At 63.8% G+C, this 25,235-nt stretch carries 25 protein-coding genes and 1 pseudogene; 13 read left to right on the top strand and 13 right to left on the bottom strand.

Annotated features, from left to right (window positions below; translation table 11 throughout):
• Positions 1–572: 572 nt before the first annotated feature.
• The 4 genes from AC1DRE_RS07560 to AC1DRE_RS07545 all read right to left on the bottom strand — a co-directional run bounded on the left by AC1DRE_RS07560 (position 573) and on the right by AC1DRE_RS07545 (position 5,272).
• The gene (locus AC1DRE_RS07560) at positions 573–1,970 is read right to left on the bottom strand and encodes an aldehyde dehydrogenase family protein (RefSeq protein WP_476984045.1); all 1,398 of its coding nucleotides are present in this window, start codon (positions 1,968–1,970) and stop codon (positions 573–575) included.
• Positions 1,971–2,042: 72 nt separating this feature from the next.
• The gene (locus tag AC1DRE_RS07555) at positions 2,043–3,527 is read right to left on the bottom strand and encodes an APC family permease (protein WP_476984044.1); all 1,485 of its coding nucleotides are present in this window, start codon (positions 3,525–3,527) and stop codon (positions 2,043–2,045) included.
• Positions 3,528–3,574: 47 nt separating this feature from the next.
• A complete protein-coding gene (locus tag AC1DRE_RS07550; protein ID WP_476984043.1) occupies positions 3,575–4,882 on the bottom strand; it encodes a flavin monoamine oxidase family protein in 1,308 nt (435 codons plus the stop codon).
• Between the two features lie 39 nt (positions 4,883–4,921).
• Positions 4,922–5,272: a cupin domain-containing protein gene (locus AC1DRE_RS07545; RefSeq protein WP_476984042.1), complete on the bottom strand. Its 351-nt coding sequence runs from the start codon at positions 5,270–5,272 to the stop codon at positions 4,922–4,924.
• A gap of 135 nt (positions 5,273–5,407) precedes the next feature.
• Here AC1DRE_RS07545 and AC1DRE_RS07540 point away from each other — a divergent pair, with 135 nt between their 5' ends.
• Positions 5,408–5,995 carry a TetR/AcrR family transcriptional regulator gene (locus AC1DRE_RS07540; RefSeq protein WP_476984041.1) on the top strand — a complete coding sequence of 196 codons (588 nt, stop codon included), beginning with the start codon at positions 5,408–5,410 and terminating at the stop codon, positions 5,993–5,995.
• Between the two features lie 427 nt (positions 5,996–6,422).
• Here the strand turns inward: AC1DRE_RS07540 and AC1DRE_RS07535 are convergent, their stop codons facing one another.
• Together AC1DRE_RS07535 and AC1DRE_RS07530 are read right to left on the bottom strand one after the other, a co-directional pair.
• Complete coding sequence (locus AC1DRE_RS07535; RefSeq protein WP_476984040.1) at positions 6,423–6,596, bottom strand: hypothetical protein; 174 nt, start codon at positions 6,594–6,596, stop codon at positions 6,423–6,425.
• Positions 6,593–7,285 carry a hypothetical protein gene (locus AC1DRE_RS07530; protein WP_476984039.1) on the bottom strand — a complete coding sequence of 231 codons (693 nt, stop codon included), beginning with the start codon at positions 7,283–7,285 and terminating at the stop codon, positions 6,593–6,595. The genes AC1DRE_RS07535 and AC1DRE_RS07530 overlap by 4 nt, the downstream gene beginning before the upstream one ends.
• Before the next feature lie 112 nt (positions 7,286–7,397).
• Between AC1DRE_RS07530 and AC1DRE_RS07525 the strand changes: the two genes are divergently transcribed.
• On the top strand, positions 7,398–7,787 hold the full coding sequence (locus tag AC1DRE_RS07525) for an ankyrin repeat domain-containing protein (protein ID WP_476984038.1): 390 nt from the start codon (positions 7,398–7,400) through the stop codon (positions 7,785–7,787).
• 615 nt (positions 7,788–8,402) lie between these two features.
• On the opposite strand, the gene AC1DRE_RS07520 is transcribed toward AC1DRE_RS07525, so the two are convergent.
• Positions 8,403–9,020: a DinB family protein gene (locus AC1DRE_RS07520; RefSeq protein WP_230012674.1), complete on the bottom strand. Its 618-nt coding sequence runs from the start codon at positions 9,018–9,020 to the stop codon at positions 8,403–8,405.
• Between the two features lie 145 nt (positions 9,021–9,165).
• On the opposite strand from AC1DRE_RS07520, the gene AC1DRE_RS07515 reads away from it, so the two are divergent.
• From AC1DRE_RS07515 to AC1DRE_RS07495, 5 genes are all read left to right on the top strand, one after another.
• Positions 9,166–9,951: an alpha/beta fold hydrolase gene (locus AC1DRE_RS07515; protein WP_476984037.1), complete on the top strand. Its 786-nt coding sequence runs from the start codon at positions 9,166–9,168 to the stop codon at positions 9,949–9,951.
• A gap of 43 nt (positions 9,952–9,994) precedes the next feature.
• A complete protein-coding gene (locus AC1DRE_RS07510) occupies positions 9,995–10,285 on the top strand; it encodes a hypothetical protein (RefSeq protein ID WP_476984036.1) in 291 nt (96 codons plus the stop codon).
• 77 nt (positions 10,286–10,362) lie between these two features.
• Positions 10,363–10,692, top strand: a complete 330-nt coding sequence (locus AC1DRE_RS07505; protein ID WP_476984035.1) for a hypothetical protein — start codon at positions 10,363–10,365, stop codon at positions 10,690–10,692.
• Positions 10,693–10,889: 197 nt separating this feature from the next.
• Positions 10,890–11,342 carry a DUF6278 family protein gene (locus AC1DRE_RS07500; RefSeq protein WP_476984034.1) on the top strand — a complete coding sequence of 151 codons (453 nt, stop codon included), beginning with the start codon at positions 10,890–10,892 and terminating at the stop codon, positions 11,340–11,342.
• Positions 11,343–11,628: 286 nt separating this feature from the next.
• Positions 11,629–11,766 (top strand): hypothetical protein, encoded by a 138-nt coding sequence (locus AC1DRE_RS07495; RefSeq protein ID WP_476984033.1) that lies wholly within the window; start codon positions 11,629–11,631, stop codon positions 11,764–11,766.
• Between the two features lie 117 nt (positions 11,767–11,883).
• On the opposite strand, the gene AC1DRE_RS07490 is transcribed toward AC1DRE_RS07495, so the two are convergent.
• The 3 genes and pseudogenes from AC1DRE_RS07490 to AC1DRE_RS07480 all read right to left on the bottom strand — a co-directional run.
• Positions 11,884–12,276, bottom strand: coding sequence for a hypothetical protein (locus AC1DRE_RS07490; protein ID WP_476984032.1), 393 nt, complete (start codon positions 12,274–12,276; stop codon positions 11,884–11,886).
• A gap of 149 nt (positions 12,277–12,425) precedes the next feature.
• A complete protein-coding gene (locus AC1DRE_RS07485) occupies positions 12,426–13,517 on the bottom strand; it encodes a WXG100 family type VII secretion target (protein WP_476984031.1) in 1,092 nt (363 codons plus the stop codon).
• A gap of 67 nt (positions 13,518–13,584) precedes the next feature.
• Positions 13,585–13,697: pseudogene (locus AC1DRE_RS07480) on the bottom strand (tRNA pseudouridine(38-40) synthase TruA); the annotation flags it as partial.
• A 731-nt stretch (positions 13,698–14,428) separates the two neighbouring features.
• On the opposite strand from AC1DRE_RS07480, the gene AC1DRE_RS07475 reads away from it, so the two are divergent.
• Positions 14,429–15,358: a phosphotransferase gene (locus tag AC1DRE_RS07475; protein WP_476984030.1), complete on the top strand. Its 930-nt coding sequence runs from the start codon at positions 14,429–14,431 to the stop codon at positions 15,356–15,358.
• Between the two features lie 105 nt (positions 15,359–15,463).
• Here the strand turns inward: AC1DRE_RS07475 and AC1DRE_RS07470 are convergent, their stop codons facing one another.
• Together AC1DRE_RS07470 and AC1DRE_RS07465 are read right to left on the bottom strand one after the other, a co-directional pair.
• Positions 15,464–17,551, bottom strand: a complete 2,088-nt coding sequence (locus tag AC1DRE_RS07470) for a glycosyltransferase family 39 protein (protein ID WP_476984029.1) — start codon at positions 17,549–17,551, stop codon at positions 15,464–15,466.
• Entirely contained in the window at positions 17,548–18,903 is a 1,356-nt protein-coding gene (locus AC1DRE_RS07465; RefSeq protein WP_476984028.1) for a bifunctional glycosyltransferase family 2/GtrA family protein, read from the bottom strand. Before AC1DRE_RS07465 ends, AC1DRE_RS07470 begins: the two co-directional genes overlap by 4 nt.
• A gap of 354 nt (positions 18,904–19,257) precedes the next feature.
• On the opposite strand from AC1DRE_RS07465, the gene AC1DRE_RS07460 reads away from it, so the two are divergent.
• The 5 genes from AC1DRE_RS07460 (at position 19,258) to AC1DRE_RS07440 (ending at position 22,656) form a co-directional block, all read left to right on the top strand.
• Entirely contained in the window at positions 19,258–19,743 is a 486-nt protein-coding gene (locus AC1DRE_RS07460) for a hypothetical protein (protein ID WP_476984027.1), read from the top strand.
• 447 nt (positions 19,744–20,190) lie between these two features.
• Positions 20,191–20,706, top strand: a complete 516-nt coding sequence (locus tag AC1DRE_RS07455) for a hypothetical protein (protein WP_476984026.1) — start codon at positions 20,191–20,193, stop codon at positions 20,704–20,706.
• Between the two features lie 9 nt (positions 20,707–20,715).
• Entirely contained in the window at positions 20,716–21,153 is a 438-nt protein-coding gene (locus AC1DRE_RS07450; RefSeq protein WP_476984025.1) for a VOC family protein, read from the top strand.
• Between the two features lie 115 nt (positions 21,154–21,268).
• Positions 21,269–22,090, top strand: a complete 822-nt coding sequence (locus AC1DRE_RS07445; protein WP_476984024.1) for an MBL fold metallo-hydrolase — start codon at positions 21,269–21,271, stop codon at positions 22,088–22,090.
• Positions 22,091–22,401: 311 nt separating this feature from the next.
• Positions 22,402–22,656, top strand: coding sequence for a PLD nuclease N-terminal domain-containing protein (locus tag AC1DRE_RS07440; RefSeq protein WP_476984023.1), 255 nt, complete (start codon positions 22,402–22,404; stop codon positions 22,654–22,656).
• Positions 22,657–22,998: 342 nt separating this feature from the next.
• Here the strand turns inward: AC1DRE_RS07440 and helR are convergent, their stop codons facing one another.
• A complete protein-coding gene (helR, locus tag AC1DRE_RS07435; RefSeq protein WP_476984022.1) occupies positions 22,999–25,179 on the bottom strand; it encodes an RNA polymerase recycling motor ATPase HelR in 2,181 nt (726 codons plus the stop codon).
• Between the last annotated feature and the right edge of the window lie 56 nt (positions 25,180–25,235).

The raw sequence follows: 25,235 nt of genomic DNA, 5'->3' as shown, positions 1-25,235 counted from the left end.
GCCGATGTGTCTCGAAACTAACGATGAATACGCCGATTCAACCGGAAGGTTTCGATACATAGTTATGAGAATCGCAGGCCACGAAAGACTCCGGTATCTCTAAGAAATCGTAGGCGATAGCGCCTCGCCCAGGTCATGAAGCGAGACGTCTCGTATCCCAAGGGATGTGAGACGGACAAAAGCCGGACAGCTGACCTTCGGCAAGCCGTTTAGTGGAACCGATGATAATGGGCGCAGCGCCGAGGCGTCTTTGTTTAGATTGGACTCGGGGGGATGAGCCGCCAGGTACGGTGGGTTTCCACGTGGAGCAGTCGTCGTTCGCCGACCTTGTGTCGGCGAATCCAGCGAACGCCGAGGTCCGGCGCCGTCATATCGACGTAGGCGGGTGTGGGCAATCGGGGTCGTCTGACACTGCAACTGGTTCACCTGGTTGAAGGCTCGCCCAGTCGGTGACATCGTGGGAGGAACGGTAGCGGCTTGTTGGATTGTTGCTTTGACGTCTTTCCTTGTGGGTACGGAATAGCCCATGCTTGACAGCTGGCGGCCAGGCACGGGCTATTCGTGTGGGATCGTTAGCCGTTGATGACCTGGGGAACGCCGAGGGCTTTGAGCCCTTCGACGCCGAATTCGAGGCCGTAGCCGGATTGCTTGGCGCCGCCGAAGGGGATGCGTGGGTCCACGGCGCCGTGTTTGTTGATCCAGACGGTGCCGGCCTCGATGCGGGCGGCTACCTGGCGGGCGGCGTCCGAGTCTGAGGACCAGACGGAAGCGCCGAGGCCGACGTCGAGGGCGTTGGCCATCTCCACGGCTTCGTCGATGGTGCTGTAGCGGATGATCGGCAGCGCGGGTCCGAACTGTTCTTCGGCCACGAGCGGGTTGTTGTTGTCAATATCCGCTATCAGGGTGGTGGGGTAGAAGTAGCCGGGCCGGTCGATGTCCGGGTTCCCGCCGACGAGAACGCGTGCGCCGGAATCCTTTGCCGCCTCCACGAGGTTCGCCACGATCTCGTACTGTGCTTTGTTCTGCAGCGGGCCGAGGACGTTGTTTTCGTCCAGGCCATTGCCCATGGGCATGGCCTTGGCTACAGCGGTGAGTTCTTCGCAGACGGCGTCGTAGATGTCCTCGTGGACGTAGAGACGCTTCAGGGCCGCGCACGTCTGGCCTGTGTTGATGAAGGCGCCCCAAAACAGGCCTTCGGCGATCGCGTTCGGGTCGGCATCGGGCAGGACAATGCCGGCGTCATTGCCGCCGAGTTCAAGGGTAAGCCGCTTCACAGTGTCCGCGGAGGACTTGATGATGGCTTTGCCGGTCGCGGTGGAGCCGGTGAACATGACTTTTCCGATGGCGGGGTGGGAGGCGAGGGCCTCGCCCACGTCCCGGCCGCCGGAAACCACGGTCAGGAGTCCCTCCGGAAGGGCTTCGTTGATGGTCTCGACGAGGGCGAGCACGCTCAGCGGAGTGTATTCGGAGGGCTTGACCACCACGGCGTTGCCCATCCGCAGGGCCGGGGCAATCTGCCACACGGTGATCATCATGGGCCAGTTCCAGGGCCCGATGGCCCCGACGACGCCGATAGGCTTGTAGTGAAGCCGGGCGTATGTTTCGCCGTCGTCCACCACGGTTTCGGGCTTGAGCTCGGTGGTGGCGGTGGTGCGGAGCCAGGCGGCGCAGGCGCCGACTTCGAAGCGGGCGTTGGGCCCGTTCAGGGGCTTGCCCTGCTCGCGGGAGAGCAGCCGGGCCAGTTCCTCGGCGGAGCGTTCGACGGCGTCGGCGGCCTTGAGCAGCGCGGCGGACCGGGCGTCATGGCCCAACGCGGCCCACGCCGGCTGCGCGGCGGCGGCGGCGGCGACCGCCGCTTCAAGGTCTTCCACGGTGTGTACCGGGGCCTCACCGACCGGTTCGCCGGTGGCGGGGTTGAGGATCGTGCGGGTGTCGACGGCGTCCTCGGTCAGGACGGGTGTGGCGTTCATGGCTTCCCTCTCACATCGGGTGTTCAGTGGGGTTGGAGTCGGGGTGCGCTTCGTGCTGCACTCCCGAACGGGTTAGACGGTGGGTTCGGCTGCGATTGCAGTGTCGGTGAACTCGATGGTGTGTTGCGTGCGGTTGCGGCGCTCCAGGACCAAGCCCGAGATGAAGGCGACCGGGACCATGAGGAGCAGCCAGTTTGCGGTGACGGGGTCACCGCCGATGAGGGTGGTGAAGTTGCTGACTACCGACCAGAGCACGGCGGTCATCAGGATCACGGCCAACACTGGGGCGATTAGCGTCTGCCAGGCTCCCTGCCCGCCGTGGCGGCGGAAGAAGACGACGATAGCTGCCGATGCGAGGACGTACAGGACGAGCAGGGCAACGACCGCGACGCCGGAGAACCAGGCAAAGAGCGTCAGGACGGGATCCATGCCGAGGATGGCGAACGGCATCGTCATCACGAGTGCTATCCCCGTCTGCACATACGCGGCGGCGTAGGGCGCGCCATGGGTGTTGGTGCGGGCAAGTCGGCCAGAGACGGATCCGCGCTGGGCCAGTGAGTGCAGGTAGCGGTTGATGGCGTTGTGGAAGGCGATAATGCCCGCCAGGACGGATGTGATGAGGAAGATACCGCCGACCGGGCCGGCCCAGGCGCCGAGCTTGTCGATGGCTGCTGCGAAGAAGAATGATGTTGTATCACCTGAGGCAACTGCTGCCCCGGCGGCGTCAGCTACGGTGCTTGGGCCGTAGTACGAAACAAGCATCCATGTCATGAAGGCAAAGAAGACGGCAATGACGCTGACCGAGAGGTAGGTGGCGCGGGCGACCGTGCGGCGGGGGTCCTTTGCCTCGTCGGAGTAGATCGCCGTGGACTCGAATCCGAACATGGACGCGACGGCGAACATGATGGCCACGCCCGGTGCCCCTGCCGCGATCGCGGCGGGGGAGAAACTGGCCGAGAGGTTGATTCCTTCGGGTCCTCCTCCAGAAGCGAGGACGCTGATGGCAAAAGCGACCAGGATGGCGACTTCGGCGCCCACGAGCAGGGCAAGGAACTTGGCCCCGAGCTCAACATTCCTCGAGCCCAGGAGCTGGACTCCTGCCATGGTGACCAGGACCAGCAGCCACCATGGAATGGTGACGCCTGTGTAGGTCGCGATAAGGGCGCTGAGGCTGGCACCATAGAGGCCGTACATGCAGGCCTGGACCGTGCTGTATGCCAAAAGCGCCAGCCAGGCTGCCCCGGCGCCAGTGTGTCGGCCCAGTCCTGCGGAGACGTAGGCGTAGAACGCGCCGTTGGCGCGGATCCTCCGGCTCATCGCAATGAAGCCGACGGCGAAGATGATGATGACGACGCCCACTGTCAGGTAGGCCCCGGGTGCCCCCGCCCCGTTGCCGAGGAAGACGGTGAGACCGGATGCCCCCGCTATACCGGTCAGTGGTGCCTGGGCGGACAGGACGAAGAACAGGATGCCGAGGACCCCGACGGAGCCCTTTTTCAGGTCGGTGCCGGGCATCGTTGCCGCGGCTGAACCCGTGGGTGTTTCTGTCTTTGACATGGTGGATGTCAACCTTCTCTGAGGATTTCTAGGGGGTGTTGGAAGGGCTAGGCGCGGCGCTGGTTGATGGTGTGTGCTGCTTCCATTCCGCTTTCGATGGCTCCGTCGATGAAGCCGCCCCAGCCGTTGGCGTAGTCGGCTCCCGCGAACAGCAGGGGTCCCTGCGGCTGCTGGAAGCTGGGGAGGGACTCTGTGAGGAAGCCGGTGCGGTGCATGGGCCAGGTTTCTCCAGAAAGGGGATCACTGGTCCAGTCATGGCTGGCGACAGCCAGGACTTCGAGGTCCGGTACCAGGAGGTCGACCGCGGCCTGGACCTGCTGGAGGTCGGTCGCGTCGATGCGGGCGGTGTCCGGGCCGAAGGCCACTAGGATTGTGTTTCCGTCCTGGTCGTATTCGGCCTGGACGTAGTTCAACGGCCAGTCGGCGGAGCCGAGGGCAACGAAGGGCCTGACCTCACCTTTGACGGTGATCCATGCCTTGATGCCTTTCGAGACCTGGCCTTCGGTGATTGCTTTCTGCTTCGGTGCCGGCAGGGATGGCTGGAAGTTTACGGTCTCCATGGCACCCAGGGGAAGGGTGCAGATCACGTGTGCCGCTTCGAGGGTGTCTCCGGCGCTGGTGGTGACACTAGCCTTGTCTCCGCTGTACTGGACGGCCGTGACGGTCTTTCCGAGCCGGACGTCGGTGCCCTCGGCGATGCTGTTAATCAGTTTTCCCGTACCTCCTTGGATCTTGAACGTGGCGCAGGCTTCGAAGTTGACCATCCAGTCGCCATTGGTCAGTGCCACCCAGCGCAGGGCCTGGGTGAACGCGGCGTGGTCCACGGGCCCGTTGAAGTTCAGTGCCCAGAAGGATTCCAGGATGTCGCGCGAGTAGGGGGATAGGGCGAGCTCGGTGAATTTTTCGGTCAGCGAAACCTCGTCGATGCTTTTGATGTCGGGGTTGGTGAAGGGGCTGAATGGCTGGGGGAAGTACGCCCGTGATTCCTCAACGAGTTTCCGGTTGGGTTCGTCGAGGTCGCCCAGCAGCTGTTCGGGGCTGCCTTCGTGGCGTTTACCTTCGGCCCACCAGTATGCGTGTTCCGGCGCAGGGCTCTGGACGGTGCCGAGTCCGTAGCGCTTCATTTCGGCCCAGACGTAAGGCTGGGTCCAGTGCACCCATGTCCCGCCCATTTCCAAGGGCCGGCCCAACTGGTCATCGAGCCAGGTGCGGCCGCCAATCCGGTCGCGCGCCTCCAAGACGATGACGGACTTGCCTGCCTGGCGAAGTTCACGGGCAGCGGTGAGACCGGCGAAGCCGGCACCTAGAATGACGACGTCGGCCTGCTCAGCCTGGGCGGTGTTGGTCATAGTCACGATGGGACCTTCTGCTTTCAAAAGATTCTGAGGTGTTGATCAGGCGTAGACGAAGAACTCAGTGGTGTCTTCGACGACAGTCCAGCGCGTCAGGGTGCCCTTGTTGAAAGACGCTGCGGATCCCGGACGCAGGTCGAAGCTTTCACCGCCTTCAACTTCGATGTGCAGGTGTCCCTCGATGATGTGCACGGTCTCGTCGGCCTCGATCAACAGATCAAACGGCTCCGGCGCCTCTTCAGTAGTGACGTGCCAGAAACCGGCAGACAGGGCAGGCCGGTCGCCGTCACCGGGGCGCCGGACCCACTGCACCTGGCCCAGAGCGAACGGCTCGTACTTCTGCGGGTCAAAGGCGTCATGAACGGTGAAATGTGTGCTGGTGGAAGTGGACATCATTGTCTCCTGAAGGAAGTAAGGGAGGGGCGGACTCCGCCTGCTGAGCAGCTGCTTAGTTGTGCCTTGAATCACATCTAAGCACCTGCTGAGTATTTACGTCAATACCCGGTTCCGGAAAGCTAGAATCGACACATGAATGGGGATAGGCACAAAGGGTACGGGACGGGCCGTGAGGCACTGCTTGTGGCGACGGTGCACGTCGTGGCGCGGAAGGGACTGAGAGGTTTGACCTTCAGAGCCGTGGCAGAGCACGCCGGTGTCAACAACACTCTCGTCGCCCACCACTTCGGCACGCGAGACGCGCTGATCAAGGCAGCGCTCGACTGGTCGGTTCAGCAGTCCATCGGGTTATCACAGTTGGAGAAACTCCCTGCCACCGAAGAGGAATTCTGCGAAAGCATCCTGGCGCTGATCGCCGAAAACCCGGACCTGCAGATCTTCCAGTACGAAATGATCCTTGAATCAAGGCGCCGGCCCGAATTGGCGGAAGCTGTGCAGCAGCTGTATGCAAGCTACATCGACGCGATCACCGAGGGGTTGCGCCGGATTGGTTTCGGTCAGGAGGAGGGCGCAGCCCAGGCCGCATTTGCGGCCCTGGACGGACTGGTGCTGCAACTCCTCGCCGGCGTAGACCGCCAAGGTGTGGAGAACTCCATCCGCTACCTATGGGTCTCGCTCGGCGGCCACATCCCCGCCCCCGCGGTCAGCACACCCAGCTAGAACCCTCCCGCCAACCCAAAAGTGGCCGCCAGGTCCCCCTCGACACCGCAGCCCCGCTGTTCCAGCATGACCACTGCGCTACAAGCAAACCCAGCGTCTCCTCGTTTCTGCTGACGCCGTTGTCCAACCGGCGTATTGAACAGTCAGCTCACTGTCTCGAAACCTCCATGTCTTGAAACGCTAGAGATTCAAGGCAGCCGGCGCAGTGGTGCGACAAAGAGCGATCACAAAACGCCGCCATTTATCGGCAAACTCCACACGAAAAATGGCGCTTTGGCCCGATATTTTTGATCAGAACCCGTTGCCGGTATCAAAGCCGGTCTGAACGCGGGAAAGAGGGTGTCGTTTTCAGAAGCTGACTGCACAACTTCCCGCTGAATTCCGGGGTTTGTGCACACGGGTTGTGATCAGTGACTGCCCGCTACTCCTATGCACAAGTGCCCCTTTGCTCTGCACTCCTGTTCTCGATACTTGCCTTTTCCCGCCGCTCGTCGGCTTGGAGGATGCCGTCGCGGACAGCAGCGCGGATGACACCGTAGAGGACGTAGAAGAAGACTGCCGTGAAGACCACGAGCAGGACCGGGTTGTTGAGTGGATTCATCCCTGCACGTTTTCCTCGGGCCAGTACTTCTGGACTCCAGCAGCGGCATCTCGAAGCCGAAGACCGTCGAGGGAGATGGAGCTCTCGGGCATGCCCATGTCCGTCCACTGGGCGACCAAGCGCAGGTCTCCGGCCGGCGGCCGCGGCCAGAGCCAGAGGGCGGCGTTTGCTGACATGTCATCTTCCCCACCGTTACCGCCCTTTGGCCGGTATTCGAAGACCGGGCCATCAGGCTCCTGGTTTAGTGGCCTTTGCCCGTACATCGCCAGGGAGGAGCTGCTGGCCTTTGTACCATCCGGGAACTGGACCCCTAGCAGGAGGATGGAGTCGGCAGAAATACCCCCATCCCGCACTTGCGGCGCCGACCGGTGAAAAACGGCATTGATCTCCGCCCATTTTCGGTCTTCCTGGTCAGTGCGGCGCAGCATCCAGTTCACGTCAATGATGCATCCTGTGGAGTAGACCTTGACGGCTTCAACGGCTATCACAAAAGTCGGGGACTTGTAGATGAACCGACCCACCGGGACGAGGGCGGGCAGTTCGTAGCGGGGTGGCCCCGCCCAGGGAGGCGGTGTGAACTGCGGCGTCCTTGGCCGGGGAGGCGGCATCGGGATCGAGTAGTCCTGGAAGAAGGTCACGGTCGTTCCTACGGGCTCGATGGCTGCGACCGACCAGCGGAACAGCGTCATGCGCCGCCTTGGATCCCCCAATCCGTCCTTACCGGCCCAGTCTAGCCGCGGACCACAGTCACTGAGGATCCGTTATGGTGCAGTGTCTCTAGCAACAAGAATCGAGGAATCCATGGATCCCGCCGGTCGGTCCCCACTCCATTACGCAGCACTCAATGACGATGCCGGGGAGGTGACGCGACTGATCGCAGAAGGCGAGTTGACCGATTCGTCCGACAGCGAAGGATTCACCCCGCTTCATCTTGCCTCCCAGGAACACGCCCTGACGGCGGCAGCCGCACTGCTCAACCTCGGCGCGACGGTCGACCCAATTAATTCCTTCGGCAATACACCGCTGTTCGTCGCCGTGTTCAACTCTCGCGGACGGCCCGAGATGATCAAGCTGCTGCGTTCACGCGGTGCAGATCCGCTGCATCCGAACGCGACAGGGCAGACCCCGGTAGGACTGGCCAGATTAATCGGCAACTACGGTGTTGCCCAGTACTTCGAGGATCTCTTCTAAGCCGCCGGCTTGTATCTTCCAAATGGGGATCCTCACCTGCCGGCGTTGATTGTGCCGCACCACTTCCCTACGGCTACATCTCTGCACCCCAGAAGGCCCGAAAGTCATCGCCAACCCCATACTCTTGTGGATGCTTCATTTGAAGCGTGCTGTCCGGTCGGCGACCGGGTGAGGGCATCGGCCCCGGGTCCGCGATTCGTTTGCGCCGCGTGCGAGCCAAAATCCTTGGTGCTCCCTCCCGCACATACACCGCAGCAACTGCGCATGCTTTCGCGATCATCATGCTTCCTCCCGAGGGCCGACTCGGACCGCAGTACAGGAGCCACTCCGCCACAGAGCAGACCCTAACGAGTTCGCCCTCCGAACACGTCAAGATCCAATTAGCAGTTTCGTCTTCGCCATACTCGTGCAAGTCCCGAGACATGTACTCCACTGGCGCGTTCAACATACGGAAAAGGTATCGGCACGGCACGTCAAATCAGTAATCAACGAATTAGCTGTCCGTAAAGGGATCGTCTTTCGGGCACCTATGCACCGACGCGGACGCAATCCTCTGTATCCACTCGACGTCGTAGAGACTCCGTCGGTTGAGCTGTCTGCGGTGCGTGCTCGTCGCTACTGAGCGTGGTGAACGTAGAGGTCGCGGAGCAGCGCGATCTCGGCTCCGTGGTGCAGGATCTCCTGGTTCTCCCACCACACGATCGTCGGAAAGGTCTCCTCGGCATCGCTGCCGTACGGGTAGCTGCTGAGCCCGGTCCGGTCATAGTCGGACTCATCGACACTGAGTAGTACCTGGCGCCAGTCGGCTGCGGCGTGACGGAACCTCTCGATGGCGCCGGCTGCATCTGGTCGTGATTCGTACGTCGCTCTATCGAACGTTCGGTCGCCCCCGAGGTGGTTGGCTCGGCCCAACAGCGTCTCGGAGATGTGGTCAAGCCGCCAGGCGATCGTCGTGAGCGGCGGAGGCCACGGACTTTCGGGGGCGCCGTCTCGCCCCCACTCACCCGCGCCGATGAGCTTGATGGCGCCCGGTCCGGGCCCATCGGCGCGCCTCCGCACCGACCAGCACGCGTCGACCGGTTCCCAGAGGTACTCGGCGTCCGTCAGTACCGGTACGTCGACGTCGCTGCCATCACCCGAGTTGCTGGTGGGCCCGGCGAGGCGAGTGAGGAGTCGTTCCGTGGCCCAGTCGTACTGCTCGAGCAGGGGCTCAAGTCGCTGATTGGTCATCATGGCATAGAGCCTAGCCTCCGCGAGAGCCGTGGGAATGCCCTCAAGGGTTCACCAAACGGTTCCTTCGCTGACTGGCTTGTGGGCGGGACCAATCTGCGCCCCCGCGAACGCTGAAGGCTACAACTGGGCCTGTAGGCTCTGGTTCGTGATTGCTCAAATCTTAGGAGAAGGACTTCCGCTCGTCGTCATCCACGGATTCGGTGTAGATCATCGGATCATGCTGCCGTTGGAGGACGCCATCGATGAGTGCGGATGGCAGCGGATCTATATCGACCTACCGTGGGCCGAGGGGAATGCTGACATCAACGTCACCAGCACGGACCACGTCGCGCAAGGGGCTCTGGACGACATCCATGCCTATCTTGGAGACCGGCCCTTCGCGCTGATCGGCAACTCCTTCGGAGGCATGATTGCCCGATACGTCGCCCACGAGCTTCGAGATCAGGTCCTTGGCCTGGCTACTCTTGCGGGCGTGTACGAGCCGACCCATGAGGCGCGTAGCCTTCCCCGCCGGCAGATTGTCCGAAAGGACCCCTCCGTCCTGGCTTTGGCCGGCGAAGTGAGGGGCGACTACGAAGAGATGACCGTCGTCCAGAGCGAAACCACGCTCGAGGCATTCACCCGGTATGCACTTCCTGGTCTTCGCACAGCGAACCAAACCATTCTCGATCAGGTGGCAGCGGAGTACGCGCTCTCTGTAGAACCGGAGGTCGCGCACCCTGCTCCCTTCGAGGCGCCGTCGCTACACCTCTTTGGGCGTCAGGACCATGTAACTGGCTACGAAGACGGGTGGAAACTCCGCAACCACTATGTCCGGGGCAGCTACGCGGTCCTCGACGCCGCTGGCCATAACGCCCACCTCGAACGCCCGGAACTTACTGCCGCGTTAGTGAAAGACTGGCTCATACGGACCAGCGCATCTGCTCTGTGAGTGAGAGGCCGGATCGCTGGTCATCGCGGCCCAGTCGGCAGCAGTGAGTGCGCAACCGGTGAGGGTCGGCGGTTACGAGGGCTGGTGGAATGCTACTCCTTACTCGGGTGACGTGACCGGGCTGCCTTTGGAAACGGTGACGGTTGATACGAACAGCGGCAAAATCATCGATGCCTTCAACCGGGCGAAGAATGACGCCGGGCAGACGACGTCGGTATCCGACGTTGACTTTGACGTTGTTCCGGATCCCACTTGGCCACGGGACACGACAGTGGTCATCGACACCGCCACCGGCGACGTGATCGAACAGTTCCGGTCACGGACATCAGAGTAACGGCGGTGGAATCCAGCAGCCCTAGGGTTGTAGCCCCGGCCCGCCGGGAGCGGATGACGCGGGCGCAAAAGTGGTCTGTGGCCCTTTCACTTGTGGGAGCAGTAGTTTCCTTGCCGGCTGCCGGTCTCTTCGGCGCCGCGCTCGGGTTCTACCCCTCGCGGATGGACTGCACGCCGGAGACCCTTGGGTCCGGCTGCTACGAGGGCGAACTGCTGATAGCCAGCGTGTTCTTCGCCTTGCTGTTTATACCGTTCTTCATGGCTTCGCTCAGCGTGGCGGTACGTCACCGCAAGAGAGCCCGGCAACTTGCGAACTGGTGGCCGTTCTTCGTGCTGTGCGCAGTGCCCTTTTCCGTGATCGTCATGTTCGTCATTTCGGCTTCGGCCAACCCCAACGAATATTTCTGATCTACAGGGATCGGTCCTCCCCGGCAAATCCCTCGCTTCGAACGGCCAGTTTTCGTCCCGGTAAGGGGAGCTTTCTCCCTGGCCCTGTCGCGGCTGAAAAATCGACTCCACGTGCCCAACCACCGATTTTTCGCCCGGTAAAGGTTCGGGTCCCGGTAATCCGACCAACGCGAAATGGGGGTGCTTAGGATGACAACATGAGCATCCCCGGAGATCCTGACGAACCTCTGCAGAAACTGCCAGCGGGAATGCCGAGAAGGTACGCAGAATATAAGCCAGTCACTTCGGATGCCGTGGTACCACCGCCAACTAACGTCGGCGGATACGACGAACTCCTCAGCTATTTCCAAGAGAGAGGTCGACCACTGCCACGCAAAGCAGAAAGCCTCGCCACTCTTGATCAAGCCATTAATGATGGTTTGCCGGCCGAGCTTGCCCGCCCTATCGGGATGTTCTACGGAGATCTCCTCACGCATACTGTTCCCGGCGCCCACTGGGAAGTAGTCGAGGAGGGATATCCTCGGGTTCGTATCACCAGGAAAACTGGCGTCGACGTCGTTCGAGTTGCGCTTCGACGCCTGGCTACCGCGATTCCCACCCTCGAACAAAACTATGCCCACGTCCTCGAAGTGGTCAGCCGAGAGCCGTAGAAGGAAGACTGGCCGGCTGGTCCGACTCTCTTCGCAACGGCCGTAGGCGGGTATCAAGTATCCTTCTGTCCGCTTGCGGTTCGACTCAAGATCTTCTGGGGGCCTTATGTCCTCGCGCCGATCGAACGCTTTTCACTTGCAGGGAGTCCCCGGGGGGCTAGTAGCCGCCGCCGGTGCCGTCGCTAGAGCTCGCGTTGCGATAGGTCCCGCCGTTCCGGTAGACCCTGCCACGCTGGGAGTGGTACGTCGCCCTATGGGCGGGCGGCTTCTCTTTCGCCCTCCTGTTTTGGCGGACGTTTCTCCAGACGACGCGGAGGTCTTCGCCTTGTTCTACTCCGTGCTCCGCCGCCGCGAGAACGGCGAATCCGTAGAGGACATCCGTCCGGACCTGATCATTCCCGCCGCGCACGAGGCAACTATCTGATCGGTGCCGCTGGCCGAACGGATCATCGACGGTCAGCGATTTCCGCCCGATTTTTCGCGAGTACTACGGCGACCCCGCGGCTCCGCGGTGGTCACTCAAGGCATGCCGGCGAGGTCGTCAGCGTCCGGCGGGGAGCTGGTAGATCGCCACGTGGATCTTTCCCGAGTCTTTCGGCGGGATGACTACCCGGAATGCCGGCCCCCGTCCGGAGTCTGTGTCTTTGGAACACAGGGTGGAACCTGGCTCAATCCCGACGCCGCGCAGCACCTTCGCGTCCTGGGCAACGATCTCCGCATTGGGGGCCACCATCGAACCCGCCGACACACAGATGGACTTCATCTCCTCAGTATCGGCAGTGAAACTCGTCAGGGAAGCACCGGCAAAGGGCTCAAGCGGAGTCTGGTCCACCGCAATGCCGTCGGCACTCGCCGGAAGGCTTAGGTCCAGCGGTGCAAAAAGCGATGCCGCCAGGCTGCTTGCGTCGCCGGGGGCAGGGGAATCCGTGGTCATGTCAGGTCCTGTCGTCGTAGTGCCGGAGGCTTCCAAACGGGTGTCTGCCGGTGTCGTGCCTCCCGGCCGCGCGGCACCCGGGGCGGCGCATCCGGCCAGCAAGATGCCGGTCACGGCCAGGGCCGCCGTCGCCATTCCTTTGCGCGCCATCACTTGACACGTCCGGAGCTGTGGTGAGTTGAAGATTCGCCTGTCATGTTGTAATTCTGCGCGATCCCTACTTCATTAAGGCGTCCAAGCTGCTTGTCGGTGATGTTTACCGGCCCAATATCCGTGGACTTGGTGCCATCCCAGTTGTAGCGGTCGCGGTAACTGACGGTGGTGTCCGTGCTGTAGCTCCACTCGCCTCCAGGCGTTTTTGGCGGGTACACCGTCACCTGGCCCTGGGTACTGTAGCTGATTCCGCCGCTGGCATAGAACCAGTCGGCGCTTTCGTCCTTGCCGATGTAATACCCCTTCCACTCCGTGTTCACGGGGTATGTGACCGGTTCCGTGGTGCCCGAGTTCCTGGCGTCTTCCACTGCGGCCTTGGCAAGGTTTCCGACGTCGGCGGTGGTCTGCTGCGAAAGCTCCGGGCAATCCCGCAGGATCTGGTCAACGTCCTGGTCAAGCGGCGCCCCGGAGTTGCCCAGGAAATGCAGCAGGTTCCGCGAAGCATGCGGGATAAGGGGCGTGGCGGCGTTTGCGGCCACCTCGGCTTCAAGCTTTGTGGCGTGGTCGCCGAATCCTGGGTCCGCCGAATCATGCACTTGGGAATCCTTGTCCGAGGACCACGGCGGAGCCTCTGGCTTCGGCACGTGGTCACCCGGGACGGGAGTGCCAAGGCCACTTGGAAAGGCTTCGCTTCCGGTGGTGTGACCGCCGGGATCTGTCCCCTGTTCACCGCGCCCGGTGCGCGAACCCGCAGAACCGCGTTCCTCGTCGCGGCGGTCCGTGCCGCCTTCAGTTCCGTTGATTTGTGTACCGGTCCCGCCCTGGCTTGCCTTCTCCTGCTCGTCGGCATTGCTTTGGAGCGCCCGGGAGGCCTCCAACAGGCTCATGACCACGGACTTCGATTGGGGCATGAGTTCCCCGTGCCAGGATTGGCGGAAGGATTGCATGTCCGGCCCCAGCCACTGGCCGGGTGCTTCAAGGACAGAGCCCAGGGTCCTGAGCGAGGCGCCGATTCGATCGGCGCTCCTGGCCATCTGTTTCGAGAGCGCCCTGAGCTGCGCGGGGTCGGCGCCGACAAAGTCAGTCATGCACCCATCGTGCCGGATCATCACGGCAGCGGCCATGGGCAGCTCTTCCCATGGCCGCAAGACAGCACTCGCGCCTGGCCAGGGTCAGTTCAGCCCGGACCAGCAGCCGCCGTTGGTCGGATAGGCCACGCCTTCAAGCACCCGCGGGTGCGGGGCAGCAAGGACGGACTTCGCGTCCCTGTCACCGGCCGTTGCTTCCTGAAGAGGATTGTTTCCTGAGAACGACCGGCTATCTAGCTGAACGCTAGCCTTGAACCGAGTGCTGCCGCCAGCACAGGGCTTGAGTAAGCGTTGGGAAGCCAGAGCAGCTTGTGTTTCGTGCCATCGGCCGTTCCAACTCCCAAGCGCGAGGCTGTGATGCCTTGTCTGAACTGGGCCGTGGCAATTTCTTCGAGATTTAGCACCAGGGTTCGACGGGGCTCAGCCGCGATCTCGTGCGCCCATTGCCCTGCGTCGACCTCCATTGCCGCCCCTGGGACTGGCCGCACAGCGGCGATTGACCCCGCAAGCGCGGCTACCGCACTCGTCCCTGACGCTCCCGCTGCAACCGCGGCGCCGCCTCTAGTCCCGCCCCAACCTGCTGCCCGAAGGCTCAGTTCCCGCCGGCCGATCCGCACGAGATGCGACGCTGTTAGCCAGAGTTCACCGTGACCCCAGTGAAGCCAGCCTGTGGTGCACGAATCGGACAGCAGGAAGACCCTCATGACCTCGCGCCATTTCGACCAGCAACAAACATGATTCCCCCATTAGAGTTCGATACTTCACTCGATGAGCGCCACGGTAACATCCGAGTCGCCGGATGATTCGCGCGGAATTGTCTCCTAAGGTTCGCTGACGGAGCGTCGGGCACCGAATGTCGGCTACCGAGGACCCTGTCAGCCGGTAACTGGCTCGGAGCCTAGGCTGGGGTGATGGGGAATGACGTGCGGTCGAAGCGGCTCGCCGGCTGGTGTGTGAGTCGACTCGGCCCTGGGGAACTTGTCCCCCTGGTTCCTGCTGCTGGCGGTCAAATGTCGAATGTCTATCGATACTTCATGGAAGACACTTCCGCTGTCATCAAGGTCCGCCCAGAATCCGTTGAGCGGATCCAACATTGCCTCGATGCGCAGATCGTGGCAGCAAGAAACGGATTCCCGTGCGCCACTCCGCTGACGGCCGCAGAGGCACTGGATGCCGCCGTCGTCGTTTCGGCTGAAGAATGGCGTCCCGGCGGTGAAATGCTCCGGGGCGACGACGGTGACTCGGCACGACGCTCCGCCATCCTCCTGGCCGAGCTCGTGGCACTCCTCGTGCAGCACCCCGCGAGAGCCCTGGACCCACCGCCGCCCTGGATGCAATGGAACCCTCCCGGAGGCGGACTGTGGCCACCGAACGGTCCAATTGACCGGATGGATCAAACACTGGTTCCGGACACCGTCCGGGAGTATGCCCGCCGTGCCGCCTCAAGGCTCCGCCACTCGGCGCTGCCCCACGTCCTCGGCCACGGCGATTGGGAAGCCCAGAACATCCGGTGGAAAAACGGCCGGGCCTGGTCCGTCCATGACTGGGACAGCCTCGTTTCCCTTCCCGAAGCAGCCATCGTGGGAGCCGCATCCGGTGCCTTCGCCAGCGGGGAAGTTCCCACCCTGGCTCCTGTCGATGGTTCACGCACATTCATCGACTCATACGAGTCCGCCCGTGGCCGCACCTTCACCGAAGACGAACTGGAGATCGCCTGGGCCGCCAGCCTGTGGCCGGCCCTACACAACGCACGAGGAGAGCACCTGTTTCGCTCCGACCCGGTCGCATCTGCGGCAGTCATCGAGCAGGCGGAACACCGGCTAAGTCTCGCCAGAGCCTGACGCCCAGGCGGACGCGTGTGTTGTCTCGCCTAGGGCCAGATGCAGGTTAGCCTCGACGCTACCTGGCGTCCTCGGACGTTACTGGTAGTCCCTCGCCATGGCCGGTTACGACACCAGTTTGTAGACGGTGCTGTTACCGACGGTTTCAGCCGCGTAGTTGGCTGCCACCCAGGTGGCGACCTCGGAGTTGCCTCCGGGTCCTCCGCCCATGCTGCCGGCGATGAAGTAGCCGATCTCGCCACGGTCCACCATCTGCTGGAACTGCGCGAGGGTTGGGTACGGGTCACCGCCAGAGAAGCCGCCCAGAGCGATCACGGGAGTGTCGGTGGCGAGTTCCAGGTCCGCTGCTGAGGTGGCACCGGAGACAATCGCGGACCACTTGGTGCCGGAGGACTTCAGCAGTGCGATCAGTTCCGCCGACGCCGTGCCGACGCCGGGTCCTCCGGGGGCTCTGCGCCCGGTGTCTCTGGTCTCCGAGGCGGCCGCGCCGCCGGCGTCGCCGTCGTCGCCCGGACCCATGCCCGGCCCGCCCATGCCGCCGCCCATCGCGGACGTGTTAGGTCCGGAGGTGGGGACCGGACCGGAATGCGGCTGGGCCGCCGTCGCCAGTGTCCAGGCCGTGGTCCCGAGGCCGCCGGCCAGCAGCGAGGTGACCAGGACCCCGGCCGTGGCGGCCTTGCGGAGCTTGGTCGGGAGCGCCGCCATGCGGTCGATGTCGAGCAGGAGCGCTGCCGCAGCCAGGACGCCAAAGATCACGATGATCACCCGAAGCCCCGGCATCCAGTCCGGGTCGCGGCCCAGCAGAATGGCGGACCAGGTGGAGGAGGCCAGCACCGTCACGGCCAAAATGATCCGCGCGGGCCAGAAGGACCGTCCCCGCCACAGTTCCACCGAACCGATGCCCACAAGGGCCGCGACCGCGGGGGCCAACGCCACGGCGTAGTACGGGTGGACGATGCCGCCCATGAAGCTGAAGATGCCTGCCGTGACAATCAGCCAGCCGCCCCAGAGCAGAAGTGCGGCGCGGGTGCCGGATGTCCGAGCCTCGCGGCGGGTGAACCAGAGCCCGGCGACCAGCAGGATCAGGGCTGCCGGGAGCAACCAGGACACTTCCCCGGCGAAGCTGGTTCCGAACATCCGGGTGATGCCGGCCGTGCCGCCAAAGCCCGCGTTTCCGCTGCCGGGGCCGCCGCCCGGCATGGCGCCGAAGTCCGGCATGGCGCCGGAGTCGGGCATTCCGCCGAAGTCCGGCATGGCGCCGGAGTCGGGCATTCCGCCGCCGCCGGGCATGCCTTCGCCGGAGCCTGTGATCCGGCCCAGGCCGTTGTACCCGAAGGTAAGTTCCAGGAAGCTGTTGGTTTTGGAGCCGGCCATGTACGGCCTCGCCGAGGCCGGGGTGAGCTGGAACAGTGCAATGTAGCTTCCGGCCACCACCGCAATTCCTGCCGCGGCGCCCAACAGGTGCAGGAGCCGGCGGCCCAGGGTGGTAGGCGCCGCCCAAAGGTAGGCCAGGCCCAGTGCGGGAATGATCAGGAAGCCCTGCAGCATTTTGGTCAGGAAGGCCAGTCCGATCACGGCGCCGGCTGCGGCGAGCCATTTCCAGCCGCCCTTCTCGATGGCGCGAGTGGTGAGGTACGCGGCCAGCACCAGACACAGGGTGAGCATGGCGTCCGGGTTGTTGAACCGGAACATCAGGGCAGCCACCGGCGTCAGTGCCAGGGCGCCGCCGGCCAGCAGTCCCGCCGCCGGTCCTGATACGCGTTTCACCGTCAGGTAGAGAAGCCCGACGGCGGCCACGCCCATGAGCGCCTGGGGAATGAGCATGCTCAGGGCCGAGAAGCCGAAGATCCGCCCCGCGAGGGCCGGGATCCACAGGGCGGCCGGCGGCTTGTCCACCGTGATGGCGTTGTTGGCGTCGAGGGAACCGAAAAGCAGCGCCGTCCAGTCCTTGGTGCCCGCCTGGACCGCGGCGGCGTAGAAGGAGTTTCCGTATCCGGTGGCTTCGAGGTTCCAGAGGTACAGCACGGCGGTGACGACGAGCAGCAGGGCTGCGGAGGGCCGCACCCACCGTGGCTGCTGCCCGAACAGCAGCCGGTGGCGGCTCCCGTTTGCTGTGGGCGGCAGAAGCCCTGCCGTCGTCGTCGCTGGTGCCGGCTCAGGGGTCGGAGCGGTGTGAGAGGTGGTGGCGGTCATTTTCTTGGCCGTTTCTTTGCGGGGAGGAACGTGTTGGGGGCGGCTGGCGCTGTGGGAGTGTCGGTGGGCCGGCGGCGGAAGACGACGAGCCGGAAGAGTAGGAATTTGACGGCGGTGGCGGCCAGGTTGGCGACGGTGACCGTAACCAGTTCAAGCCAGCGGTCCGGCGCCCCTCCTGACGCGCCGTGAACCAGGACCAGTGCACCCGAGGTTAGGGCCAGCCCGATGCCGAAGACCAGCAGCCCTTCGAAGTGGTGGCGTGCCGCCTGGCCGCCGCCCTGGATGCCGAACGTGAAGCGCCGGTTGGCTGCGGTGTTGGCCACGGCGGTGGTGAGCAGCGCGACGAAGTTGGCCAGTTGCGGGTCCATGATGCCGCGGCAGAGCAGGAAGATGAGCAGGTAGGCCAGAGTGGAGGCCACCCCGATACTGCCGAAGCGGACCAGCTGCCCGAAGAGGCTTCCGCCGGGGCTTTGTTCCTGGGCCCTGGCGGCGGCCGGCAATGGACCCCGGGCCAGTGCCGCCCGGAGTTCGGGAACGGGTATCCGGCCCGAGACCAGGTCCCGGCTCAGCCGGGCCATGCCGCGCAGGTCAGCGATGGCGGTCTGGACGATGTCCACGCTGGAGTCCGGGTCGTCGGTCCAGTCCACCGGGACTTCGTGGACGCGCAGGCCGCATTTTTCGGCCAGGACCAGCAGCTCCGTGTCGAAGAACCAGGCGTTGTCCAGGGTGTGGGGCAGCAGTTGACCGGCCACGTCTGCGCGGATGGCCTTGAAACCGCACTGGGCGTCGCTGAAGTGGACGCCGAGGCACGAATGGAGCAGGAAGTTGTAGCTCCGCGAGATGAATTCGCGCTTGGGACCGCGGACCACCCTCGAGTTGCGGGTCAGCCGGGTCCCGATAGCGAGGTCCGAGTGACCCGAAATAAGCGGGGCCAGGAGGGGGCCGAGTGCTGCCAGGTCCGTGGACAGGTCCACGTCCATATAGGCCAGAACCGGCGACGGCGAGGCCAGCCACACCTTGCGGAGCGCGTTTCCCCGGCCCTTCTCGGCCAGGTGGATCACGGCCACTTCGGGGAGCTCGCGGGCGACGCGTTCGGCCGTCTGGAGCGTTCCGTCGGTGCTGGCGTTATCTGCCACCGTGATGCGGAACGAGTGCGGAAAAGAAGCGAGGAGGTAGGCATGGAGACGGCGAAGGCACGCTTCCAGGTCCCGTTCCTCATTGAAGACCGGGATGGTGATGTCCAGCAGCGCAGCCCTGACACGCGGGTCGAAGGCCCGGCGGCGGCCGCCGGGCCTGGCCGGCACCCCTTCGGGAGGAGGCTGGGTTTCGGGAGCCTGCTCTGTGAACGTCATGTGTCAACTTTCCGGGAGGTCCATATGACGTTCTTAGGGGCAAGCTGTGCGGGACCTGTGGAAGTCTGCAGGGGCGTCGCGGCGGGCAGCCGGAGAAGTCAAAGGCCAAGCCGGCCGTCGTCCCGAGGGATCCCTTCAAGGATCTCCGCGAGAAGCTGGCGAACCTTTGAGTCCTGGGGCTCCAGCTCGAACCACTCGGCGGGACGCCATTGCGCACGTTCTTGGCCGCTTTGGGCTCACAACGCTATCGGAACGCGTGTGACTTGCCATTCGGCGAACGGACCGTAGACTCGGCCCATGTCAGGTCGTGGGGGAACGAGACTAGTCCGTACTGCTGTGGCGACAGTGCTGAGCATGCTGCTGGCCGGTGTCCTGGCAGCCTGCACCTATGAGGATGCCGGCGATCCGACGGCGATAGCAACCGCGGAGCGTAGCAGTCGTCCTGCTCCTTCCCTCCCAACGAAGGGCCCGGAGATACCGGATGCCGAAACGCGCAACTACGCCGAACTGGAGAAGATCCTCGCTTTGGCCCAAGGCTCCGTGCTCCTTGAAGACTCCGGTCCTGCCGACGGGCCAGGGGTTGGTTTCAGCAAAACCGCAAAAGTGCAGACCGCCGGTCCGTATACCGTCACGGCGGCTTGCGTGGGCATTCCGGACGCGCAAGTGTTCCTCTCCCGCCCAGGGTCAAAGGAGCTGTTGTCGCTCGATCTTGATTGCTCAGGCGTCTTTTCGCAGGTTGTCGAGTTGGAGGAGGGATACGTCGCCGCACTGCTGGTACGACACGACCCGACGGGTCCTTGGACAGGGGCCGTAGCCGGAGTAAGAATTACCGGCGGATGAAAAGGCGACGATTTCCGCGTTCCGGGGTCAGTGCGAATCGGAGACCGTTTTACCGGAATCGGGGCGCTCTCAATGACGGTGCCGATCGCTGCGGCCACGGCCGCCGTCGTCGGCATACCGCAAGCCACCGGCCACCTCACCTTCGGTATCCTGGCCGCAGCGGCCGGGCTCGCCATCCTGTTGCCCGTACTGCCGTTCGCGCTGGGTCGTCGACGGCGTCACCGGTGGCATCCTCGACGGCGCCCTCCACCTTGGCGCGGACTTGCCCGTCCGGACAGGAACCGAAGGATGGACCTTCGTGGTCGCCCACATCATCGAAGGCACACCACCTGCGGTCGGCGAGTTTGCACAGATCGACGTCGACCTGAACCACCGCGCAGCCCTGTCTGCGGCACACACCGCCTGCCATCTCGCCGCGCTTGCCCTCGACGCCGCATTGTTAGGAGCATGGAGCAAGCCTGCACCCACAGACGCACTGGGAACCCCGCCTTCGACGCACTGGCCATCCAGCGTTCGCGCATCGACGCCCGCCGATCCACGGACACCTATCGCATCGGAAAATCTCTACGCCGCAAGGGCTTCGCTCCGACGTCTCTCGATGACCCCTCCGCCGTCGCTGGACGTGTCAACGCCCAGCTGACGCAGTGGATCAAGTCCGGCGGCGCCGTGCGGATCGAACGGGACGATCCTGCTCTTTCTGCCCGCCGCACCTGGGTCTGCGAACTCCCCGACGGGCTCACCAACATCCCCTGCGGCGGCACCCACGTCCACGACCTGGCCGAATTTTCCGACATCACCACATCGCTCACCACAGCCGAGATCGACGGCGGACTCGAACTGACCATGGAAACGGTTTCCACCACGTCCTGGATGCCCCGCGACAGCACACTCTCAGCGGCGCGTCCGGCGGAAAACCGGTCGAGTCACGGCTCGCCACTGGAGCTAATCGGTCCGCCTTGGTAGCTTGAACGCATGGCCATCAAACTTGAGAACGTCGGTATCGCCGTTCGCGACCTCGAAGCGACAATCGCCTTTTTCACCGACCTCGGGCTCACGGTCGTCGGGCGTGACACGGTCAGCGGCGAGTGGGCCGATACTGCCGTCGGGCTTGATGGCAACCACGCGAAAATTGCGGTGCTCCAAACCCCGGATGGTCAGGGTCAACTGGAACTCTTCGAATACATCCACCCCGAAGCGATCGAGACGAATCCAACTCGTCCGAACGACATCGGAATGCACCGCGTGGCCTTCTCGGTTGACGACATCGACAAAGCCCTTGAGATAGCTGCGAAGCACGGATGTACTCCTCTACGCGGCGTGGCGACCTACGGTGACGTCTACAAACTCACGTATCTCCGCGGACCCAGCGGAATCCTCGTAATGCTCGCCCAGGAACTGAAAAGAGACTGACACCCGGAGCCCGGAGCCCGGCTCACCCGCTTCGCCGGTAGTGCTTGCAATCTGCTAGCGCCAGCGCATACCGTCTCTCGACAAGCGGTTGCAAACCACAAGCGGAAGGCATTTCATGCTGACGGAAGTCGCTGAGGGCGTTCTAGTTCACGAGAGCGAGTTCATCCAGAGTAATTCCGTTGTCGTCCAGGGCCGTGCCGGCCTGTTGCTCATCGACCCCGGTATAACGGTCGACGAAATGGCGGCCCTAGCGAACGACCTTCGCGAGTTGGGCCAGCCCGTCGTGGCAGGCTTCTCGACGCATCCTCATTGGGATCACCTGCTCTGGCACGCGAACTTCGGCGACGTGCCCCGTTACGGTACAGCCCGCTGCGCCGCCTCCATCCAAGATCTGCTGTCGAACGCGGGCTGGAAAGCCCGCATAGCCGAGGGGCTCCCGCCGGAGTACGCCGAGGAGATTCCTATGGATCTGCTCGGTCTCCTCACCGGTCTGCCCTCCGAAGCTGCGCAGATTCCTTGGGATGGCCCCAAAGTCCGGATCATCGAGCATCAGGCCCATGCACCAGGCCATGCGGCGCTGTTGATCGAGGAGCGCGGCGTCCTCGTCGCCGGCGACATGCTTTCTGACATCCTGATGCCATTCCTCGACCTTGAGGCCGCGAATCCGATCGAGGACTACCTCGCCGCGCTGCGGCTGCTCGAGAGCGTGGCCGACGGCGTTGATGCCGTCATCCCCGGTCACGGCTCAGTCGGCGGAGCCGAGCAGCTACGAGCACGAATCAAACAGGATCGCGCGTACGTGCAGGACCTGCAAGACGGCGGTGTTCCCGACGACCCGCGAGTCGGTCCATCGGCCACGTTGGACTGGCTGCCCGACGTGCACAGATGGCAACTCCAGCGGCTGGCCCAAAGAGGGCAGAACGAGACGCACGGCTAGCGATCCCGATTGGGCCCCGGCTGGGAAAGCCAAGTTTCCGCCCACTCAGGGTTTCATCGCTAACCGTCACTAGGCGGCGCTGACGGCATTTGGTGCGGCCTCAAACTGCGTCGGGAATCTGGTCGCCGGGTTCAGCTATGTCGTCGCGGACGCCGCCGGCCTCATTCCCGTCGAGGCGGAGATTGCGGTCCTCCCGGCCCTCATGAGCGCCGTCTTCCTGAACCGCATCGCGGATCGAGGATATTCCTGCGGCAAGCAGAACCCTAACGATAGGGTTTAGGCATCAGTAGCCGCACTACCTCGGGGGGGAGATGATACTGAAGCTATCGGCGTCGGAAGGAGAACCACTGGTACCGTCAATGGGCATCATGGGGTTCTTTCTGATTTTGAACGCAATCCTGTTCATTGCAGCGCTGGTGAGCATTGCGCGCAATCGGACTCACACCTCTGGGGGCACTGTCGTTTGGACTCTCATCGTTCTTGCGCTGCCAGTTGTTGGTTCGATTCTATGGTTCTTGATTGGGCGCAGGGACTCGTTCGGCCATCTCCGGAACCAGTCGAGATAGCGGGCGGCCCCAACCTAGTCCCGTCCGACGCGTGGGGGCGCAATTTTCCGCCCAGTCGGGCGTCGGCTCTAGTCCACTCGATAGCTATTCAAGAGCGTTGTAGCATTTAGTTGCGAAGGCCCGCCTGTCCCCCATAGGCGGGCCTTCGTTATACCTGGGCCCGATCGCTCCTGACTCACGCATCAGCCTTTTACGCACGTGATGATCTGCCGCCACTCCCGCAAAGTTTCAGCCACCCCGTGCCATTGCAGGAGTCGGTGGGGACAGAGGTGATGGACTATGCCCGAACACACAAATGCCGCGCACGCCGGCGTCGATCATGCCGGTCCAGCGATGCCACGATCATGATTTTTCGTCACCGTTAAGGGTTGTGAGGATAACGAGTTGCTGGGTCGCGCGTGTCATCGCGACATAGCGGTCGACCGCTCCTTCGATCCCTGTGCCGAACCCCTCCGGGTCGATGAGGACCACCAGGTCGAATTCAAGCCCCTTCGACAGCTCCGGGGTCAGCCACCTGACGCGGGACGTTGCCCCGAACGAGCCGTCCCCGACGTCACTCGTGCCAATCACGCAGGCGATCCCGTCAGCATGCGTGGCAAGCCAGGTGTCCAGGATCGAGTTCAGCTCCAACGTCGAACCGTGCACGACGGGCATGCCGCTACTGCGGATGGACGTCGGCACGTTGGCGTCCGGGATCACGACCCGGATGACCGGTTCGGCTTCCGCCATGATCTCGTCCGGCGTTCGGTAGTTGATACTGAGGGCCGCCAGATTCACGTTGGTCAATCCGAGCCGCTCGAGCCGCTCCAGCCACGACTCCGCGAACCCGTGCCTGGCCTGGGCGCGGTCCCCGACGATGGTGAAGCTCCGCGACGGGCACCGGAGCAGCAGCATCTGCCACTCCGCGTCGGTCAGCTCCTGCGCCTCGTCCACGACGACGTGGGCGAACGGGCCGGCCAGCGTGTCCGGGTCGGCGGTCGGCAGCGCGGCCTCGTCGACCAGCTTGTCCTGCATGTCCTGCCCTCGCAGCATCGACATCACCATCAGTTCGGAGTCGTCTGCCGCAATCAGGTCGTCCACCACCCTGTCCATGAGCTCCCGCTCAGCGGCCAGGGCGGCGTTCTGCCGACGCACGCGTCGCGACGCCTCGGGATCGCCGAGCCGTTGCCGGGCCGCGTCAAGGAGCGGCAGGTCGGATGCGGTCCAGGCCTTGGGATTCGGGCGCTGCAATTTCCTGATCTCTGCAGCGTTCAGCCAGGGCGCACACAGGCGCAGGTACGCGGGCACCGACCAGAGGTCGCTGACCAGGTCGGTGTAGTCGAGCAGCGGCCATGCTCTGCTGAATGTCTCCACCAACTCCGCATTCTGGGTGAGAGCCCGGCGGAGCAAGCCTTCCGGGACGTCGCCGCCGTCGAACTTGTCCACGAGGATGGTGAGCAGCTCCTCCCAGACCTCGTCCCGTGCCTCGTTGTGCGGGGTGCCGGACGCCGGCGCTTCAAACGCTTCGGCCCACTCGTCAGAGCTGAGCCAGACGTCCGCCCACGGAGTCTCCACCTCCATGCCCCGGGCTGGCGGACTCTCGTAAAACCTGACTGCCGGTTCGATCGCCTTCACCATGTCCGCGGACGACTTCAGCCGTGCCACGTCCTGGTCGGTCTCGATCGCTGCCGTAGCGCCTTCCGGGACGAGATCCCGCAGTGTGCACGTCTGCACTCCTTCCTCTCCCAGGCTGGGGAGGACGTCGGCGACGTAGGCCAGGTAGGGCCGGTGTGGACCAACGAACAGGACGCCGCCCCGGCGGTGACCAAGGCGCGGGTCGGAGTAGAGGAGGTAGGCGGAGCGGTGCAGCGCGACGACGGTCTTGCCTGTGCCCGGACCGCCGTCGACGACGAGGGCACCGCGCGATGACGCCCGGATGATGGCATCCTGGTCCGCCTGGATGGTGCCGAGAACATCTTGCATCCGAGCAGACCGGCTGCTCCCCAGACTGGCCATGAAAGCGGAAAGGTCCTCCAGGGACGCCTGCCCCTCAAAACCGTCCGAGGTGAATACCTCGTCCCAGTAGTCACTGATTCGGCCACGGGTCCAGCGATATCTGCGGCGCTGTGCCAGCCCCATCGGGTTGGTGTACGTCGCTCCGAAGAACGGCTCAGCCGCGGGCGAGCGCCAGTCGACGAGCAGCCGACGGCCCTCGCTGTCCGTGAGGCCAAGACGTCCGATGTACACGGGTTCGGGGTTGTCAGCACTGACGATGCGTCCGAGGCACAGGTCCAAACCGAAGCGACGCAGGGCGCGCAGGCGCGACGTCAGCCGGCGGATCTCCACGTCCCGCTCCAGCGCCTCCTGGCCCATGCGGCCGGGCGCCCTGCGTGCGGCATCGAGACGGTCGGACAGCTCGGCGATCGACTGCCCGAGGCTCTCCGCGATGGCCGCAAAATGCTGCTCGTCGCCGGCGATCAACTTCGGATCGGCCTTGGGCATGAGGTGGGCGGGCAGGTTGAACGCGCCGGTGGTCAGTGGCACGTCATCAGCTCCCTTCTTGGGGTGTGGCCAAGCAGTGGGCAGGCGAACCGCTCGTC

The organism is Arthrobacter sp. P4_H3 (assembly GCF_056400885.1).
This window is presented reverse-complemented; position numbering and strand designations above follow the sequence as displayed.